We start from the raw sequence: 18,889 nt of genomic DNA, 5'->3' as shown, positions 1-18,889 counted from the left end.
TGGATTTCGCCAGAAATCCCCGCCACGTAATGGATTTCGCCAGAAATCCCTCTCGCGAAAATCCCTCTCAACAGGAATTCTGGCGAATCCCATTACCAATCGCGACGAGAAACGGATCGGCGTTGAAGTCTCAAAGAGGTACCGTCGCCTACGCCGCAATCCTCGTCTTATTGCTATGTCTTGCTCCCACATCGACCGCTCAGGACGCGATAACCGACGAAATGGGCGAATCGGTCGAACAAGTGATCACGCCAGAGCAGTTGAAATTCTTTGAGACCAACATTCGACCGGTGATGATCCGCGAGTGTTACGGTTGCCACTCCAACCAGTCCGGCCAAGCCCGAGGCGGACTGCGGCTGGATACCCGATCGCTGACTCATCTGGGTGGCGACAGCGGTCCTGGAATCGTTCCCGGCAACCTGGAGGAAAGCCTGATCTACAACGCGATCACGCACACGGATTTTGTGATGCCGCCCAAACGCAAGTTGAGTGATCGTGAGATCGCCGACTTTCGAGAATGGATCGAGATGGGCGCGCCCGATCCCCGCGTGACCAAAATCGCGGAGATCAAATCACAGATCACCAGCGAAGACATCCAAGAAGCCAAGGAATCCTTTTGGGCATACAAACCGACTGCCAAGACCACCACTCCGGTCGTCAATGATGCCTCGTGGTCGCGAACCGATATCGATCGACACGTCCTGGGAAAACTGGAGTCGGTCGATTTGCAACCAGCCCCCGACGCACCGTCCTACAAAATCTTGCGACGACTCTGCTTTGACATCGTCGGATTGCCTCCCACGCCGCAACAGATCACGTGGTTCGAAAAAGCATGGCAGTCGGATCCCGATCAAGCCATCGCGACAACATTGGACCGCTTGTTGGAAAAGGAACAGTTCGGCGAACGCTGGGGACGCCACTGGCTGGACGTTGCCCGCTACGGGGAATCGACCGGACGCGAAGTCAACACGACGTATCCGCACGCCTGGCGGTACCGAGACTACGTCATCGACTCGTTCAACGATGACAAGCCATTCGACCGCTTCATCCAAGAACAAATCGCCGGCGACCTGTTGCCCGTCCAAGACGATCAGCAGTGGACGGAAAACTTGATCGCGACGACCTTCCTGGCAATGGGTACCAAGAACGTGAACGAACAAAGCGGTGTGCAGTTCAACGCCGATTTGATCGACGAACAAATCGATACCACGACACGTGTCTTTTTGGGCACCTCGGTCGCTTGTGCACGTTGCCATGATCACAAGTTTGACCCGATCCGCCAAACGGACTACTACGCGATGGCCGGGATCTTTGCCAGCACCAAAACTTATTTCGGTAACCCGCCGTCCAAGTACGGTACTCCCGTGACGCCGCAGTCACGTCGCATCAGCAGCTTGATCCTGTTGCCCGTCCAAGACCCCAATCCGTTCGACAAGTCCTACACCGCCTCGGAACTGGAGGACTTGCACGATCAGATGCGAGACTTGCAAAGCCAGCTCGCCAATCTGCGTCGCGACTCCGGCTCGGCCCAGAACGGGATCAATCAACGCATCCGCATCGGCAACCAAATGGCAGAAGTCTCCGCAAAGTTGGGCGTCGTTGACGAAAACGGCAACCCGCTCAGCTACTGCATGGGCGTTCAAGACTCGCCAAGCCCCCGCGACGCCCGCGTTTTGGTTCGCGGCGAAATCGATCAACCCGCGCAAGTCGTTCCTCGTGGTATTCCCGATGCACTTTCCGATCAACCACTTTCGATCGACGCCGACGAAAGCGGTCGCTTGGAACTGGCCCGCTGGATCGCCAGTCCAGACAACCCACTGACCGCCCGCGTGATGGTCAATCGCATCTGGAAACACTTGCTCGGCCAAGGACTCGTGACCTCCACGGAAAACTTCGGTGCCACCGGAACCGCACCGTCGCATCCCGAATTGCTGGATCACTTGGCGATCGAGTTCGTCAACTCGGGTTGGTCTGTCAAATCTCTGATTCGCCGAATCGTCACGTCACGCGTCTATCGAATGGACACGACCTTCGACCAACGCAGCCATCAATACGACCCCGACAACGCCTTGCTGTGGCACGCCAACGCAAAACGTCTGGATGCTGAGTCGCTACGAGATGCGATGCTGAGCATCTGTGGCGAGCTGGACACCCAACGGCCGCGTGGCTCCGACGTCGCCCAAGCCGGTTACATGCGTGTGCGTGGTGAAACACTCGCCGATCCGCGTGAAATGGTTCGAACCGTGACACAGGAAGTCATCGAGCAGAAACGCGAGGAGTATCGCGAGAGAATTGGTGAAGCCATGCGACAACGCTTCGCTCAGCGAGGCGGAACATTTCGAGGCAGGCCCGGTCCATCTGGAAGGCCCAGTCAAGCAGCACAAGCCATAGTGGACGGCGAAATGGGTCGACAGATGCAGCGAGAAACGATGCAGGCAGTCGCCGAACAAGTCGCCAAGAAAGTCTCGCTCGATAAAGTCGACGCGAATTACCGAAGCGTTTACTTGCCGATCGTTCGTGACCTGGTCCCCCGCTCGCTCGACGTGTTCGATTTCGCGGACGCCAGCATGGTGATCGGAGATCGTGAATCGTCCAACACTCCCAATCAAGCCCTATACATGATGAACAATCCGCTGGTGCTGAGAGCCAGCGAATCGTTTGCGGAGCGATTGACTCAAAACGCCAGTCGCGTCGGAGACCAGATCACGCAAGCCTTCCTGCTGGCGTACGGTCGACCGCCGACCGCCGGCGAGAAACAAGCGTCTGCGGATTTCCTGCGCAGCTTCAGCAAATCAGCCGAGCAACGTTCCAGCAATCCAACCGGTCGCGGCGATTCTGATTTGTCCGTGATGGCCGCGTTTTGCCAGTCGCTGTTCGCCGCCGCCGAGTTCCGATACTTGGATTAGAGACAGTCTTTTCGCTTCACCTGCTTTTTCAATACGCCACCTTTTCGAGAGTCCATCTCATGAATATTTCACGACGCGACTTGCTGAAATCCACTTCGGCCGGATTCGGCTATGTGGCGTTCGCCGGGCTGACGGCTGCCAACGCTCGACGCGGTCTCGCCACCGATGCAGGTGTGGCCGTGGGAGAAAGTCAGAATCCATTGGCGGCAAAACAGCCGCACTTTCCCGCTCGCGCCAAACGCGTGATCTTTCTGTGCATGCAGGGCGGACCGTCGCATGTGGACACCTTTGACTACAAACCACGACTAGCGTTGGACCACGGCAAACGTGGTTTGTACGGCGGCTCTCTGTTGAAATCACCTTGGCAGTTTCGCCAGCATGGCGACAGCGGTTTGTGGATTTCGGATTTGTTCTCCAACGTCGCCGAGCACGCCGACGACATGTGCTTGCTGCGTTCGATGCATTGTGATCAACCGGTCCACCCCGGCGCGATGACGCAGATGCACACCGGGACGGCCCAGTTCGTGCGTCCCTCCTTGGGTGCCTGGACGCTTTACGGTTTGGGAACCGAGAACGATAGTCTGCCCGGCTTCGTCTCGCTCAGCCCACCCTCGGGCAGTTCTCGTAACTACGGCAGCGCGTTCTTGCCCGCAATCTACGGGGGCACCAAAGTCGGTCGCGGCAGCCGATTCGCGCAAGGCATGGCGAGTCAAGAAACGGTCCCCGATATCAAGAACCCAAATCTATCCGATCGCCAACAACGCACCCAGTTGGATTTCATCCAAGCACTCAATCGCGACAAAGCAAAGCGACAACCCGATCATCCGGGCGTCGAGGGCGTGATCGAATCTTATGAATTGGCATTCCGCATGCAGAGCGCGATGCCGGAATTGATGGACACGTCCGACGAGTCCTCGCAAACACTGGCGATGTACGGTGCCGATGGCGGCCCCACCGCAACGTTCGGCAAACAATGTTTGTTGGCTCGACGATTTGCAGAAGCCGGCGTGCGTTTCATCGAAGTCACCCACGGAAACTGGGATCAACACGTGCGTCTCTCTGCAGACCACCAAGCACGCGCGGAAGCCTGTGACAAACCGATCGCAGGCCTGCTGGCAGACCTCAAACAACGAGATTTGCTGAAGGACACGTTGGTGATTTGGGGCGGTGAGTTCGGTCGAACACCGTCGGGCCAAAACGGCGACGGCCGCAACCACAACAACAAAGGCTACACGATTTGGATGGCCGGCGGCGGAGTCAAAGGCGGGATGAGCTACGGTGCCACCGATGAACATGGTTTCGAAGCGGTCGAGAACAAGTGCCACGTACACGACTGGCACGCCACGATCCTGCACCTGTTGGGCTTGGATCACGAACAACTGACGTACCGTTACGCCGGTCGCGACTTCCGTCTGACCGACGTCTACGGCGACGTCGCCCACGACATCATTGCATAGACGGACGTCAGTCTTTCCAGGCGGATCTACTCGCCGGCCCCTACCAGTCTCGAACAAGAAAAGACACTTCTCGCTGATCGCCACCCCGCAGAACGCTCATTCCCGGCTCACGCCTGGGAACGCACTGCCCTCGAGGCTCTGCCTCGCGAAAAACAGCGTAGCCTGGAAATTGTCAGCAGATCGGCAGGCAGGAGCCTGGGAACCAGTGGTGGCGATCAGCGAGTAGTGTCCAAAAAATTGTCAGATCGAAATGGCTCGGATTCAAAGCTTTCCTACGCCGTTGTGCCAAAGTATGATTCGTTTGCTCGATCATTCAGACATGGCAACGCGGATCGGGCTCGAGTCCACTTCAAGCAACACATAAACACCTATACAAACGTTTCATCGATCTATTTGAAGTCCAGTCTCCGCCCTGGAAACCCGGCCGACTTCACCGTCCTCGATGTTCGCACACTAGATGAATCGTTGGTTGAACAATCGCATCCACCATGATCAAATCAACTCACCATCATTTTATCTTTGCGGCGTTGGTAACCCTAGTTGCTGTTAGTCAGGCTCAAGCGGAACTCGTTTTGGAACTTGGAAATGATGGTTCTGCAACGCTGAGAAATCGTGGTATGCTCGACATTGACTTCGATGCCTACTCTATCAAATGCGCCGATGGCTGTCTTTCCGTTACATCATGGAACAGCATCGAAGACCAATTAGCCAGTGACTCTGCTCGTGTGGTAAACGAATACGGCGTCGGCGCGCTTGGGTTTTCAGAATTCAACTCTACTCCAAATCAACTGAGTGAATTCACGGTTTCAAGTGGCGCGATTCTCGAGCCGAACGAGTCGCTGTCTTTAGGCACGCCAATCTTACTGGCAATGAATTTGTCAGAGGCTGTTGCCAACGGGACATTTTCATGGGATTGGAGTTCGGCAACATCGGGTTTGACCATGAATGCGCCAATAACCGTTGCTGCAGTGCCAGAACCATCCGCCTGTTCTGCGTGCGTGATCTGCATGGCGATCATTGCAACCCAGAGGCGATGCAAGAGAACACGGTCGCCTTAGGAAAAGACGGCGATCTTGGGGACACAGCACTTTGCTATGTCGATCAAACGTGTCGATGGAAGCTGCCCATGGAACATAAAAACTTCCCCTGGCTGTGACCGCTTCCAGCTGCGGAGGCAGCGACAGCATAAAGCGTGGGGCGTCAGCCCCACGTCCAACCGGCAATCACCCCATCAAGCTGCGGATGCAGCGACAGATACTGCTAAATTCGTAGGATGGGACTCCCTCCAGGTGCGATTCGGGCGTCCCGAGATTGCCTTTCAGCATTCTAGGCCCTCCCTTTTGTTGGGCACGTTTAGCATTGCGCGGCGTCTCACACACCTTATCCAAAAGCGGGCACTCTTTCCATCGTTTCCACCGGCGAAACTCCAGCAGCGCCTCTGCCACTTTCAGGCGTTTCGAGATGGCCATGTCCTCGGCATTGCCCCTCATCAAATAGGCAACAACATGCTCGCCATCAAACTCCCACCGCTCGCGCTGAGCAATTTGGTGATGCCGTCGCAACTTCGCATACCAGATCGCCGGCCAATCCGGCTTTCCCGAAGCGACAACGCTCTCATGCCCCCCACCGTACCCACTCCCACGCCTGCTCTCAGAACGTGTCATTGCATGCCCCCTCAAATCGGAAATCCAAATGCACAAAATGTCCGTCCTATCAAAACGCAACCCCTAATAAGGGGCGTCAACCCCACCCAGTGTTGCATTTAAAGCGGCAACTGCCTATAATGCGTGGCGTTCTTATTGGCAAATTGCTGTAAAACCAAGCCAAAATCAGTCAACTGCCAATAATACCGGGATAACGCGAGGGCCAACCGCCCATAAGGCGTCAAATAACCAACCGCCAAGTCCTGACTCCCCTTAATTACAAGTTCTGCTTACAAATGAATGTACATGCACCCTCCCCGCTTCAAGCTCTTGACGCTCTTTGTTGCGATAGCCGTATCCGCAGTTGTCTTTTCGTTCGTCTCACCGTTTTCGCCCCAAATCTCATGCCACCAACTTCGCTTGATGCGCGACTCCGGCGAACGACTCGCCCAATTTGATATCCGGAACGACGGGTTCTTGCCCGTTTGGTATCGTGCAGTCGACCATCGTCCGTACGTTGCCGTGCTCGCGCGACACGACTTGCAGACCAGTGCGTCGAACGGTATCGATGACTATACCTGGATCACAGTAAACACACGTAGTTTATGGCGAGTTAAGTGGCGATCATCGAATAATTGGAATCGCATTTCACCTGGCGCATTCATTCCTTGTAACGAGAGCATGGACTCTGGGGAAATACGTTATCCTTTGCAGATACAGTTAGAACTACGCGACTGGCGAGGTCGAACTGCATGGGCTACTACTTATGTGCACGATAGCACCCAGGTGAATTTTCCAGACTAGTCAAAACAGAACCGTGACATGCACGGGAGGACGACTTGCGCGGTTTCTTGAAGTGGAAAGTCTTTCGTCCGTCCCCCGTGATGTCTACCGTTCGCCCTACATGAAGATCAATGGTTCGTACGTTTCTAATTCTTGCACTCACTCTCAAGCTGGTCGGTTCGGCGTCTGGTCAAGGTGATCTCGATGTTCGCAAGGACTTGACCGATTTTGACAACATACTGGCTTTGACCGCAATTCGCGACATTACATTCGCTACTCCTCTAACCGGGCTCTCGATAGCGAATGCTGACGAAGTGAACCTTAGTAAGGTTTGCTCCGCCGAGTTCGCTATTCAAACGGGATTTCCTAGTCCAGAGTTGAATTCATTGTTGACACAACTGCTCGGTGCGCAACATCGACCAATGTTTCGCTCGGCAACGCTTGAAGATTATGGTGCATACGGGTACGCATGGACGGTCACATGGGAACTGTTCCCGAAGCTAGGTGGCTCTACAGGTATTCCGTTTAAGTGGAAGGCGGCAATTACGCACGACGGGCAGTTCGTTCAACCGCACTTGTTCCTTCAGTCGCATTTCGCGTCGTACTTTGGACCCGAAAATACGATCTTCTGCACTCTACCGATGGCACGCCTGACACCCGCACCCGCAGCCCTGACGGCTTCCGAACTCACTGAGCTAAAGCGCGTTGCCATGCATAGGGTTCGCGAGACTTTTCAAGCAGCGGGTTACGCGTACAAGTTTCGGATTGACCGAGCGGTGTCCCATGAGTTTCCAGGTAACATTCCGGGGATTGGTGACGATAAACACAAATCCGTCGCATGGTCACTCCATTTCGTCGAGGTAAATCACGAAGACCGTGACCCTCGGGAGTTTACGGTGTGGGCCGATGACTCTGGCAACGTCGGTGACTTCACGATCGGCAGATGGGACGCGAATTGGGGCAAACCAATCGATGAACCGAAGTCGCGGCCTTGAGCTTATTGAAATGGATAGTCTACCGGCGCGACTCGGTTATCGCGGTTGTTACATGGACGAAGGAATGTCGCACCCGCGCATTGGACTAATTGCTTGCGTTGTATTGATCTCTGGATGCGCCTCCACTAGCGTCGTCTCAGATCCCGTGATTGATGCTGCTTCACAACCGAAGTTCTTAACGCAGTTGGATCGCGTCGACGCGATTCAAATCGAAGAACTGACAATTACGAATCGATCGGACGTTAGACGCTTCATCCAACTTTGTCGGAATGCACAATGGGCCCCCTTTGTCGCAAACATGCCCGGAGATTTGGCGACAATACGGTTCATGTCCGATGGGACTGAGACACACCGACTGCTCTACGCAGGTGGTTGGCTAATCGACACTAACGGCGATGGCGTTGAGCGATTTGGTACAATCCATGCTGACGACGGAGACTGGATCACCGAGAATGTGGATACTAGACTGATGCTGCTGCGAAACGCACTTTGACACTGGCAAACAAGAATCATGTAACCATGCCAATCGAGATAGGAGCCCGGTTACCCGGGACTCCTCTCACAACACCTAGCATGCGAGTCCGCCCAGGATCGATGAATACAGTGCGTTTCGCCTCAAGGATGCAAGCGATAGCCATCACTCTTCAAGAATAAACAAGCCCTCGGCGGCCAGGTACTCGTTGGATAAAGCGAGTTGGACGCCTGACGTCGCGGAAAGACGCTCTGTCTGCCAAACAACGCGAACCCTTGCCGCTCATCGCAAAGCCACGAGCGACACGATAGGACACGCCCAACGACATCCGTTTCCGCAGCCGGGTTTTCGATTTCCGCCACTGTTTCCAGTAGCAGGCGCGTACCCGACGACCTTCTTGCTCACGTGAATTTGGCCGCCAAAGCCACGAAATTCGAAGCCCACGTACTCAAGCTCATCCGTCTCGCGGATGCTGCTCTTGTCGTGATTGACGGACAATTTCAGACGCTCGGTCAAGAAGCGTTCCATGCTCCCGTACACACGCTGCGCCGCCGCTTCGGTCTTTGTGAAAATCACAAAGTCGTCTGCATAGCTGTTACCATGCGTTCGATTTGACCAGACTCCAACCGGCCTCGTGCCGGTGGTGAATCCGACTGACTGGCTACGACACCGCAGGCCAATCGCAACCATCTCCCCACTGGCCTCGTGCCAGTGGCAAAGTGACGAACGCGACTTGAGATGGCCAGTGATCGTCCTTGCTTCCACCGGCACGAGGCCGGAGGGGAGCCAAGAGAATCGACCGCTTCTTTGTAGCTCATCAGTCTTGCTTCCACCGGGTCAAGCCCGGATGGAGAGCGAGGAAGCATCAGAGTTCATCGATGGTTCGTCCCTTGTCTTGTGACGTTCAGGCCTTTGTGTCGCCGTTGGACTCGGCGGATCACTCCTATGCCTTCTGCTGCCGACTTCGATCGTGGGTTCATGTTACCACGGCCCACCCCGCGTTGGAGCAGCAACCAGTGGAATTTTGGGAATCGCACAGCGATGGGCCTGCAGTGTCGTTGCCATTGGATCGCGGGTGACATTCCGGCATCGGCATTCGACTTCGGCCACATCGTCAGCGGGGCAAAGTCAGGAGTGGAATCCAGGACTCGATTTGCACTGACGTCTCAGCGGACGATACAATCGAAAGATCGCATCCGCGCGGTTCGGTTCAGCCAAGGAAGGCGACAGAAGCGAGCAATGGTACGGCGAGTCAGTGGTCAGCAATTCGACATGGAAGCCCAACTCCCGACGCCCGTACATCGAGGGCGTTCGTCCGCATGGCCAGATTCGAACACGTCGTCCCCCGTCCCCAACGATAAATGACTAGAGTCACGAGACAATGTGATTGCGGGGCTGAATTCCCGGAAAAGACGCTTGGGGGGATGCCAAGATTCGCATGTCCGGAATGTGGCCGGAACCTTGCCGCTGCAATACAAGATTTGGAAGAACCGATCGCGAACTCAAATCTTGAGTCATCAACCGGTCTTTACCGAGACAGTTCATATCTCGTGATTGACATGCGGAAGTATCTTTTTCCAAATCGATGCATTGTCACTAACAACCCAACTCGGAATCGCATCACAAAGTGTGTGGCATTTGTGCCCAATTCAAGAACCGAACTCGTCCACCTCAGCATAATCGTATTGTCTGTTGTGACTTATTCTTTTACCGGTCTCGTCGTCAATGCACTTTTTGACAACGTTAACTCAATCGTCCTCGCGCTCCTTGCATTAACTCGAATCCTCGCGTCAACAACCGTATTTTTCCTGTACTGGATGTTCATTGTACACATCGCTGAACTCCACGTTCCGGTTTCTGATGAAGCGTTGCATAAGCTAGGCAGGAACAAATGGCTTGGAAGAGTGTTATGTGCCATTGGACTGCTGACTGGATTGTTTAGTTTCGTACTCGGGTTGGAATCAGAGCGTTTTTTTTGGGGAGTCTTAATCGGAGCACCGATATTTTCCCTGGGAGCAATATGGCCTAATCTGAGCAAGCGTTATATTGTGCGATGTACAAAAGCAACCCGCCATCACATATGGTTGGCTGGCTGCTCGCCAAGCTTTCTAGAGTCACTTCCCAACGTGAAGGCATCTTCGCGACGGAATTCGGACGAACCACAAAATACACACGAGCGGCGAAATCACGTTGGCTGAAGTGGAGAGCTGTTCGTCGCCGCCGTGTGATTGCTAACGTTCGCCTACAGAACAAGCTGACCGTCGGTGCGATATCGCAACCGACGGCTACCGTCTTTGACCGGCTTCGCGGTCAGAAAGAGGGTTTCTGGTGGGACGATGCATTGGTTGCGTCTGCGGAACGCCCGCTACCGCTGTCTTGCCCAGGGAGCTTGCCCGCTACCGAGCCGGAGCCGGTCTCATTCTCTGTTGGGCAGCTTGTGCATCGTTGATCCATTTGGCCACCGTTTCACGCTCAGCGCCGATCAATTCGGCGACGGCGCCCAGTACGTGCGGATCGGGATACGCCATTGACTGCGTCATCGCAAAATTGTGCAACACCTTGCCTTCGTTGACGATCAAGATCGTCATCGGGATGTTGCGATCCAATCCGTAGGCTCCTGGTCCGCTACGACCATCGGGAGAAACAGCCAACGTCAACAGTTGGGTCAAGTTCGGTGGATAGCGTTTTGCGTTGGCTGAGATCTTGGTGGCGTCATCGTCCAAAAAGACGGATGCAAAGGTGAGCTGTTTGTCCGTCTGTTTCTTGATCGCATCGATCGCCCTGGCGAAACCAAACAGGCCGCGGATTCCTGCGGGTGTGTCGTCTTGAAAGATCAAGATCATGGGTTTGCCGTCCGCGATCTCGACAAGGTCCAACTCTTTGTCGCTTTGCTCGCCGGCGATCCCGATGGCTTTAAAGGATGGCAGTTTTTCACCGGCTTGTGGCCCTGAGAAAACATCCTTGTCCTTCGGCTTGATGAATCCCGCAGGATCCTTGACCTCCACCGGCGGACGCGTCCGTGTTCTCGCCTGCTGTTGACGTCGCATCTCTGCCGGCTTGTCGGCCTGATTGCCTGACGCGTTGTCTGGCAATTTTTCGTTGCCGGCATCTTGGGCAAACGAAACGCTACAAACCATCACCAACACGGCAACACAAATGACAATGTTTCTCATGATCACACCGAGGGGGGGAGTAAAGGGAAAGGAAATGAATGCTTAAACGTTTTACTTGGCCGTTGCCTTCTTGCGTCGGCCTTTTTTCGCTTCGCCTGACTTACCGTTCCCGCCATCGACGAGCGGCTTGGTGAAATCCGTCCATTCGGGGTGCAGATGCGGTTTGACTTCCTCCGAAACAGGCTTGGTCGTTTGTTTATTCGCGTGCAAGACGTTTTCAGCCATCGTGGTCCACTGCTGCACCATGGACTGCAATCGCTCGGGGTTCTGCGCCGCCACATTGTTGAGTTCCGTACGATCGGTCGCGATATGATACAGCTCCCACGGACTGGAACGATAGCTGACGGCTTTCCAGTCGCCATCACGTAGTCCACGATCGGAGGCAAACAACAAGTGGATCGGTTGGCTTCGCGTGACGTCGCCGCCTTGCAACAGGGGTTTCAGCGAAACGCCCGAGACGGGTCGCAGTTCGCGATCGGCAAACTCTGACGGGATCGTCGCCCCTGCGACGTCGGCAAACGTCGGCATGATGTCGATCAAGTGAGCCGGTGTACGCACGATGCTACCCGGTGCGACTTTGATTCCGGCCGGCCAGTGGACGATGGCAGGCGAGCTGATTCCGCCTTCGAACTGATTCTGTTTGTAGAACCGAAACGGCGTGTTGCGTGCCCATGCCCAACCGGTCGAGTCGCTCCAACTGACGCTGCCATCGGTCGGCAACTTGTGGATACCCGTGCTGCGTCGATCATACGGACAGGCACCGTTGTCCGAGACGAACCAAATGAGAGTGTTTTCGAATTCGCCGGCGGCTTTCAAATTCGCGACCAGTCGACCGACCTCTTGATCAACTCGGTCGATCATCGCAGCCAACGTCGTCATGCGTTTCGTTTCAAACGCTTTGCGATCGTCATTCAGTGTCGACCAGGCGGGAATATGATCGGGACGAGGACTCGCCTGCAGATCCGCAGCCAACAAACCGATCTGCTTTTGTTTCTCCACACGTTTGGCCTGGATCGCATCCCAACCGGCGGCGTAGCGACCATCATCGTACTTCGCATAGTCGTCCGGCAAAGCTTGCAGGGGAGCATGCGGTGCATTGAACGCAACGTACAAGTACCATGGATCCTTCTTCTGGCGAGCTTCATTCAAGAACTCGACGGCGTAATCGACGTTGGCAACCGTGGTGTAGAAATCCGTCTTGGGCACTTGCCACGGCTGGCCATTGAGACGGAACGTGTTGTCGCCGAGGAAATAATTGCATGCTCCACTGAGGTGGCCAAAGTAGCGTTGGAATCCAAAATCCGTGGGCTGCTTTTGCAAGTGCCACTTGCCCGTCATCGCGGTCGAGTAACCGCTCGCCCGCAATACTTCCGCACTGGTCACCGCGTTGCGAAGCGATGTATCACCCGCGGCGATGCAGTATTGACCGGTCAACAATGAAACGCGGGACGAGTGGCACTTGGCGGTGTTGTAAAACTGAGAAAACCGCATTCCGCCGCCGGCCAAGGCGTCAAGGTTCGGCGTTTCGATTTCGCTGCCATAACATCCCAAGTCCGAGAACCCCAGATCATCGACCATGATCATCAGGATGTTCGGCCGATCGGCGGCACAGAGACTCGGAGGCGTTAGCAGGCACAGTGGCAACAGACAGAGTGACAGTAGGAAGACAAAACGTTGACGCATGGCGAAATGACCGATGGTGGCAAGGAACTGTTTTCGGGACTCAGATTCTAATCATTTCCAGCACCCAACGCAGTGGAATGCTGTCCAACGGAGTGGAATACTTTCCAACGGTGCTGATTACTGAAAATGCTTGTTCGTCCCATCATGCCGGTGTACAAACAGAGTGACCGGCTACAAACCGCTTGCTTCGCTAGCAACGACGATCCGCTATTCACCACTCTTTCAGGACAAGGAATCCGATGGCTCGTCCGATGATCTCAGGTCTCGTTGTTCTGTTGCTGCTAGCCGCAGGATGCGACAACGTCGCCACCAAAAACAAACAGCAAGCGACACCGATCGATGCGGTTCCCGAGATCGCACAAGAAACCTCGCCAGCGGAGACGAATGGGAAAACAACCATCATTTCCAACGAGGCCATTACCGTTGAGAACGGAAAGGTAACCATGGGTCCGCCAAAACTAACGGAAGCGGTAGAGCGAGAAATCTACAAAACCCTGAACCAAAAGAAAAAGATAATCGAGGGGATTCAAAACAATGGTGGGCCAAGCCGTGGGGTTCAACAAATGCAGCAGGAAATGGAGTTGATGACCAAAGGATTCATGGTGCGATACAACATCACTCGCGAAGAGATCGACGCGATCCTGAGCAAGGGCAACTCAAGCGGGTGGAACTGAAAAAACTCCTTGAATCATCCCGCCTTTCGAACTTCTCATCACGGCCTTTCGATTGCCAACGATGCGATGGGAATGACCGCCAGCTCGGCACTGTTGAGGTTTCCTTTACGTCCGCCGTTGTTTGAATACCCGACATAGAGTTTCCCCTCGTGTTCGATGCCACATGGATACGACAGGGAAAGACTCTCGGCGGATTCACCTGGACCGTCGTGCTTTCTGCGGCGAATGACAAAGACTTGGCTGAATTGCGTCTCGCCGGGACGGGTTACCGCGATGGTCAGGGGCGAACGTTTGCCACCGTTGTCACGTGCGGTGGTGCAGACGAGGTATCGTTGGCCGCTGCTGAGCATCCCGGCGGCCGGCTTGGAAGTTGCCATCGGCAGATCACTGATTTCACTGGCCGTCCAAGTGCGACCGTAGTCGCCGCTCTTCGCGACCAACGCGACAGCAGCGCCACCGTATCGGGCGATGTTGATGATGTTCGGGCCGTCGACGATCAGCGATGATTCGCCCCACATCCGATCGATACCGTCAGCCGTTTGGATGCGGATGAAATCCCATTGCGTCAAGTCATCACCGTGACTGATCGCAATGGCAGCCGGAAAAACCTTGTCGCTGGAATAAGCCCCCAACGCACCGCCAGCCATGATCCAGTTCCCGTCATCCATCTGGACCGGTTGGTTCATCGGCCAAAAACCGTTTTCGATCACGACGCCATGTTTGGTCCATTGTCCGGTTTCTTCATTGAGCGAGTAGGCACGCGTGTGGATGTTTTTCATGAAGCCGCTGTAGGCACCCTGAAACGCCCACAGTTTTCCGTCATGGGAAAGGAAAACACCGTGGCTGACGGCAAGATTTTCTTCCTCGCCCGCGTCGATCACTTGGAGCGGCCCCCAAGTCTTTCCGCCGTCATCGCTCACTCGATACTGGGCTTCCTCGGTGACCGTGTTCTCCGCTCCTTTGTTGTGACCAAACGAAGCGTAGAGTTTCCCACGGTGCCAAGCCAATCCGACGCCATGAAGAAACGTGTAGCCATCGTTCGGCTTGTCCCATTTCTTGATGACATGAAATTCGACGCCTGCGAGTTCGGGCAAGTCCTCCGCGACGCCGAGCATATTCGACTCGTCCCACAACGAAAAAATCACCGGCGACTGGGCAGCCAGAGACGCACCGCCGATCAACAGGAAAAACGGAATCAGACCGAGGGAAACTTGAAGCAGAACATGCTTTTCATTCGCTCTGGGGAGTCGCTGAGTCGAGGAAACGCAGCGAAAGAAGAGAAACCGGCCAAGCAATTCATTCATGTCAGTAATTCATTTTGGATGTCTGCGGTCTGCAGCAGTGAGGGGCAAACAAGTTTCCTCATGCGAGCAACCGCTTCCGACGCCCACAGTGTAGCGAAACTCATCAGGAGTTTCGGTCCCCTCTCTTCCGTCAAGTCGGAGGAGAGGTGCTGGAGTGAAGATAAAGTGCTCGATCGTCGCTCGACTTTCCAAGTCGATAGCGTGCCCCGCCAAACGTTTTTGCCAATCCCAAAGGATGACTTGCGAAGTCAGGCCCTGATCCCTCACATGCGCCGGAAGCTTCCTGGTCGATCACGCCCAAATTCCTTGGGCGAGGTGACGGTACGCATTGCGGCTCACTGCGTCTTGTTTCTAATTGGGCGTATGGTGGTGTTCGTTTTCGAGTTGGAAAGTCGAAAGACAATCAGAGCCGAACGAATAACAGTTGTCCGATCGAAATCGATCCCAAATCGACTTTGCAACCTCTCCCTCAACTTGTTGGGGGAGAGGTCGGACGAGGCGTTAAGCCTTCGTCCGGGTGAGGGGGCAATACACGCCGGAAATGTGCGCAGATTGAGGTGGCCTGACATGAGCCCAACAACCGAACTCTACTGCGTCAACGACATACAACAACCGAACTCACTATCCGAACTCATCTTGCACCCTTGGATCGTGGGGCAGCTTGCCGCAACAGATCCAATAGCCGCTGGGCGTGTTCATTGATGTCGGGCGTCCATTGACCTTCCGGCTTGCGCAGATCGGTGCGAAAACAGCCTGCGTATATCAGCCGCCACGCGATAGCGTCCGGTTCTCACGTCTATACTTGGGAACCGCTATCGCGCTGCGGATCATGAATAATCCGCGTCTAGCGTCGTCGGTTCAAGAAAACAGCGCAACGCACTCAATCAACATCCCGCTCACTCCTTACTTGGCCCCACCAAGATGAAATAAAATAGAGATATCGATGCCAAGAATCTTCATCAGCGGGACCACCCGCGACCTGAAAAGCTTCCGCGAGGTGGTTGCCCAGTGGGCAAACGAACACGGTCACGAACCTGTCGTACAGGACGATTTCCCTGTGCAATCCGACTACAACACAGTGGTGCAGATGTTACGTGACAAGTTGGCCCCTTGCGATGCTGTGATCCATCTGGTCGGGCTGTTCTACGGATTTGAACCCACGAATCGACCCGACGGCGAATTGCGTCGATCCTATACGCAGTTGGAATACGAACTGGGGAGAGAACTTCGGCGTCAAGTGTTCCGCTTCATAGCTCGTCAGGACTACGTACCAGACAACCACTTTAGCCAAACCGATGAACAGGCAGAGTTACAGCGTCTTCATCGCCAACGTTTGATGGAAGGCAATGAAGCCTGGTCCGCGACCTCTCGCACCACCGGCAACGAGTTGTACTACGAGTTCAGCAACCACGACGAGTTACGAAAATTGCTCGACAAAATCGAGATCAAGTCAACGCTTGCGAAACCACAAAACCTGCCGATCGTCGGATCTCTCTTCAAAGGCCGCGACGAATTCATAAAACAGCTTCGCAGTGTCCTGGTCGACAAACCAACCCATATCGCCGCAGTCACAGCAAAGCAAGCCATCCACGGTCTGGGCGGAATCGGTAAGACGCGCGTCGCACTCGAATACGCGAAACGTTACTCACACGAATACACAGCGCTGTTGTTCATCACCGCTGACAGCCCGGCCAACCTGCAACGCAACTTGGCCAATTTGTGTGGTGCGTTGGTCTTAAACTTGCCCGAGAAAGACGCGATTGAGCAGGAAGTTCAAGTGGCCGCCGCACTTCGTTGGCTACGTGAGCATTCCGGTTGGTTTTTGATTGTCGACAATGTCGACACGCCAGACGTCGCAGTGGAAGTCGAATCGCTGTTGCAGAAACTCGATTCCGGTCACGTCGTAGTGACCTCGCGTCTATCGCAGTGGGGGGACGCTGTGCAGGAACTGTCGCTGGATGTGATCAGCGAACCGGCGGCGCAAGATTTTCTGCTGGAACGCACCGCTGGCAAACGCAAATCAACACCTGCCGATGAAGCGGATGCACTCACCCTGGCCAACTTACTGGGACGGTTGCCGCTGGCCCTGGAACAAGCTGGGGCGTTTATCGTCAAACATCACACCGGTTTCCGGACCTATCTCGACCGCTGGAAACAGCTGGAAGCCAAGGTTCTGCAGTGGCATGATCAGCGGACGATGAAATACCCGGCTAGTGTCGCCACCACTTGGCAAACCAGTTTCGATCGACTTACCGACGACGGTCGTGGCCTGTTGAATGTTCTTTGCTGGCTGGCCCCCGATCCGATTCCGTTAACGATGATTGAAAAGGTGTCATCGACCGATAACGAACAGCCGATCGACGTCGAAACCGGAATCGCTGACTTGGCGGAGTACTCGCTCTTGAAATGGACCGACGATCAATACCATTCGGTCGAAGTCCATCGTTTGGTGGAAGAAATCACACGCTACCGTTTACCCGAGCCCGATCGTGTCGCTTGGCTACAGCGAGCTTTACGAATGGTGAACGATTTCGTCCCTGCAGAGCCCACCTGTTACGACGTCCGATCCTGGCCCACCATCTATATACCCGGCCAGAGTCACATTGCTGCGGTCGTGCAGTTCGCCGACCAAATGAGCGGCAAGGCGTTAGCCGCCGGTTCCACGCCCAGCGTCAGGTTAGCTCTGACTCCGCGACTGATGAGTTGTCTGGCAGGGTACCTGAAGACTCGCGCTGCGCACCAGGAGGCGGAACCGCTGACAGCTCGAGTGGTGAACATCTTCGAACAAACCTATGGCGAGGATCATCCCAGCGTCGCAGCAGCCCTCAACAACCTAGCGGCACTGTTCCAGGCGACGAACCGTTTGGCGGAGGCCGAGCCGCTAATGCGCCGGGCGCTGGCCATCGACGAGCAGTCCTACGGGGCCGAACACCCGGATGTCGCCATCGACCTCAACAACTTGGCGGCGCTGCTTCAGGAGACGAACCGTCCGGCGGAGGCCGAGCCGCTGATGCGCCGCGCGCTGGCTATCGACGAACAGTCCCTCGGAGCCGAACACTCCAATGTCGCCATTCGCCTCAACAACTTGGCGGCGCTGCTTCAGGAGACGAACCGTCCGGCGGAGGCCGAGCAGCTGTATCGCCGGGCGCTGGCCATCGACGAGCAGACCTATGGAGCCGAACACCCGGATGTCGCCCGAGACCTCAACAACCTAGCGGCATTGCTTCAGGCCGCGAATCGTCCGGCAGAGGCCGAGCAGCTGTATCGCCGGGCGCTTGCCATCGACGAACAGTCCTTTGGAGCCGAACACCCCAGAGTCGCCACCGACCTCAACAACCTGGCGGCGTTGCTTCAGGCCACCAACCGTCTGGCGGAGGCCGAACCGTTGATGCGCCGGGCGCTGGCCATCGACCAGCAGTCCTACGGAGCCCGACACCCGGATGTCGCCAGAGACCTCAATAACTTGGCGACGTTGCTTCAGGACACCAACCGTCTAGCGGAGGCCGAACCGTTGATGCGCCGGGCGGTGGAGATTTTTCAACAAAGTCTCGGGGATCAGCATCCGAAAACGGTTACCGTGCGAAGGAATCATGCATTGATTGTGTCTGTAATGGACGATCAATAGCGATCAGTTGGGCGATGGGACACATCATTCTCGTTCGGACACAAGAATTTGTCGAACACCTCCTTCTGCGATCACTGGGCTTGAACGGAGGCGTTCCAATTACGCACCCCGAGCCAACCACGCATTGATCGACCGAGTCAGCGACAGCAGCTTGATGAGTGTGCTTAGGGCGGA

Annotated in this window: 11 protein-coding genes; 7 read left to right on the top strand and 4 right to left on the bottom strand. The window is 55.3% G+C overall.

From position 1 onward, the window contains the following. Window positions 1-122 precede the first annotated feature (122 nt). The 4 genes from Pla52nx_RS06815 to Pla52nx_RS06800 all read left to right on the top strand — a co-directional run bounded on the left by Pla52nx_RS06815 (window position 123) and on the right by Pla52nx_RS06800 (window position 7,784). Complete coding sequence (locus Pla52nx_RS06815) at window positions 123-2,906, top strand: PSD1 and planctomycete cytochrome C domain-containing protein (protein ID WP_231742361.1); 2,784 nt, start codon at window positions 123-125, stop codon at window positions 2,904-2,906. A 59-nt stretch (window positions 2,907-2,965) separates the two neighbouring features. Beyond that, complete coding sequence (locus tag Pla52nx_RS06810) at window positions 2,966-4,363, top strand: DUF1501 domain-containing protein (RefSeq protein WP_146522313.1); 1,398 nt, start codon at window positions 2,966-2,968, stop codon at window positions 4,361-4,363. A gap of 488 nt (window positions 4,364-4,851) precedes the next feature. Continuing rightward, on the top strand, window positions 4,852-5,421 hold the full coding sequence (locus tag Pla52nx_RS06805) for a hypothetical protein (protein WP_146522312.1): 570 nt from the start codon (window positions 4,852-4,854) through the stop codon (window positions 5,419-5,421). Between the two features lie 1,586 nt (window positions 5,422-7,007). Further along, window positions 7,008-7,784 (top strand): hypothetical protein, encoded by a 777-nt coding sequence (locus Pla52nx_RS06800; protein WP_146522311.1) that lies wholly within the window; start codon window positions 7,008-7,010, stop codon window positions 7,782-7,784. 754 nt (window positions 7,785-8,538) lie between these two features. Here Pla52nx_RS06800 and Pla52nx_RS06795 read toward each other — a convergent pair. Next, the gene (locus Pla52nx_RS06795) at window positions 8,539-8,946 is read right to left on the bottom strand and encodes a reverse transcriptase domain-containing protein (protein WP_261344273.1); all 408 of its coding nucleotides are present in this window, start codon (window positions 8,944-8,946) and stop codon (window positions 8,539-8,541) included. A 255-nt stretch (window positions 8,947-9,201) separates the two neighbouring features. On the opposite strand from Pla52nx_RS06795, the gene Pla52nx_RS06790 reads away from it, so the two are divergent. After that, window positions 9,202-9,621, top strand: a complete 420-nt coding sequence (locus Pla52nx_RS06790; RefSeq protein ID WP_146522310.1) for a hypothetical protein — start codon at window positions 9,202-9,204, stop codon at window positions 9,619-9,621. A gap of 1,031 nt (window positions 9,622-10,652) precedes the next feature. Here Pla52nx_RS06790 and Pla52nx_RS06785 read toward each other — a convergent pair. Then, entirely contained in the window at window positions 10,653-11,429 is a 777-nt protein-coding gene (locus Pla52nx_RS06785; protein ID WP_146522309.1) for a hypothetical protein, read from the bottom strand. Between the two features lie 51 nt (window positions 11,430-11,480). Then, window positions 11,481-13,112, bottom strand: coding sequence for an arylsulfatase (locus Pla52nx_RS06780; RefSeq protein WP_146522308.1), 1,632 nt, complete (start codon window positions 13,110-13,112; stop codon window positions 11,481-11,483). Window positions 13,113-13,351: 239 nt separating this feature from the next. On the opposite strand from Pla52nx_RS06780, the gene Pla52nx_RS06775 reads away from it, so the two are divergent. Beyond that, on the top strand, window positions 13,352-13,786 hold the full coding sequence (locus Pla52nx_RS06775; protein WP_146522307.1) for a hypothetical protein: 435 nt from the start codon (window positions 13,352-13,354) through the stop codon (window positions 13,784-13,786). A gap of 38 nt (window positions 13,787-13,824) precedes the next feature. Here the strand turns inward: Pla52nx_RS06775 and Pla52nx_RS06770 are convergent, their stop codons facing one another. Continuing rightward, complete coding sequence (locus Pla52nx_RS06770) at window positions 13,825-15,090, bottom strand: exo-alpha-sialidase (RefSeq protein ID WP_146522306.1); 1,266 nt, start codon at window positions 15,088-15,090, stop codon at window positions 13,825-13,827. A gap of 943 nt (window positions 15,091-16,033) precedes the next feature. Between Pla52nx_RS06770 and Pla52nx_RS06765 the strand changes: the two genes are divergently transcribed. Beyond that, complete coding sequence (locus tag Pla52nx_RS06765) at window positions 16,034-18,715, top strand: tetratricopeptide repeat protein (RefSeq protein WP_146522305.1); 2,682 nt, start codon at window positions 16,034-16,036, stop codon at window positions 18,713-18,715. Window positions 18,716-18,889: the final 174 nt, after the last annotated feature.

Source organism: Stieleria varia, from assembly GCF_038443385.1.
Taxonomy (GTDB): Bacteria; Planctomycetota; Planctomycetia; order Pirellulales; family Pirellulaceae; genus Stieleria; species Stieleria varia.
This window is presented reverse-complemented; position numbering and strand designations above follow the sequence as displayed.

What these genes read in the sequence shown, in the direction of transcription:
- Pla52nx_RS06810 (WP_146522313.1), top strand. Translation starts at nt 2,966, where the DNA reads ATGAATATTTCACGACGCGACTTGCTGAAATCCACTTCGGCCGGATTC.
- Pla52nx_RS06805 (WP_146522312.1), top strand. Translation starts at nt 4,852, where the DNA reads ATGATCAAATCAACTCACCATCATTTTATCTTTGCGGCGTTGGTAACC.
- Pla52nx_RS06795 (WP_261344273.1), bottom strand. Translation starts at nt 8,946, where the DNA reads ATGGTTGCGATTGGCCTGCGGTGTCGTAGCCAGTCAGTCGGATTCACC.
- Pla52nx_RS06790 (WP_146522310.1), top strand. Translation starts at nt 9,202, where the DNA reads ATGCCTTCTGCTGCCGACTTCGATCGTGGGTTCATGTTACCACGGCCC.
- Pla52nx_RS06785 (WP_146522309.1), bottom strand. Translation starts at nt 11,429, where the DNA reads ATGAGAAACATTGTCATTTGTGTTGCCGTGTTGGTGATGGTTTGTAGC.
- Pla52nx_RS06780 (WP_146522308.1), bottom strand. Translation starts at nt 13,112, where the DNA reads ATGCGTCAACGTTTTGTCTTCCTACTGTCACTCTGTCTGTTGCCACTG.
- Pla52nx_RS06775 (WP_146522307.1), top strand. Translation starts at nt 13,352, where the DNA reads ATGGCTCGTCCGATGATCTCAGGTCTCGTTGTTCTGTTGCTGCTAGCC.
- Pla52nx_RS06770 (WP_146522306.1), bottom strand. Translation starts at nt 15,090, where the DNA reads ATGAATGAATTGCTTGGCCGGTTTCTCTTCTTTCGCTGCGTTTCCTCG.
- Pla52nx_RS06765 (WP_146522305.1), top strand. Translation starts at nt 16,034, where the DNA reads ATGCCAAGAATCTTCATCAGCGGGACCACCCGCGACCTGAAAAGCTTC.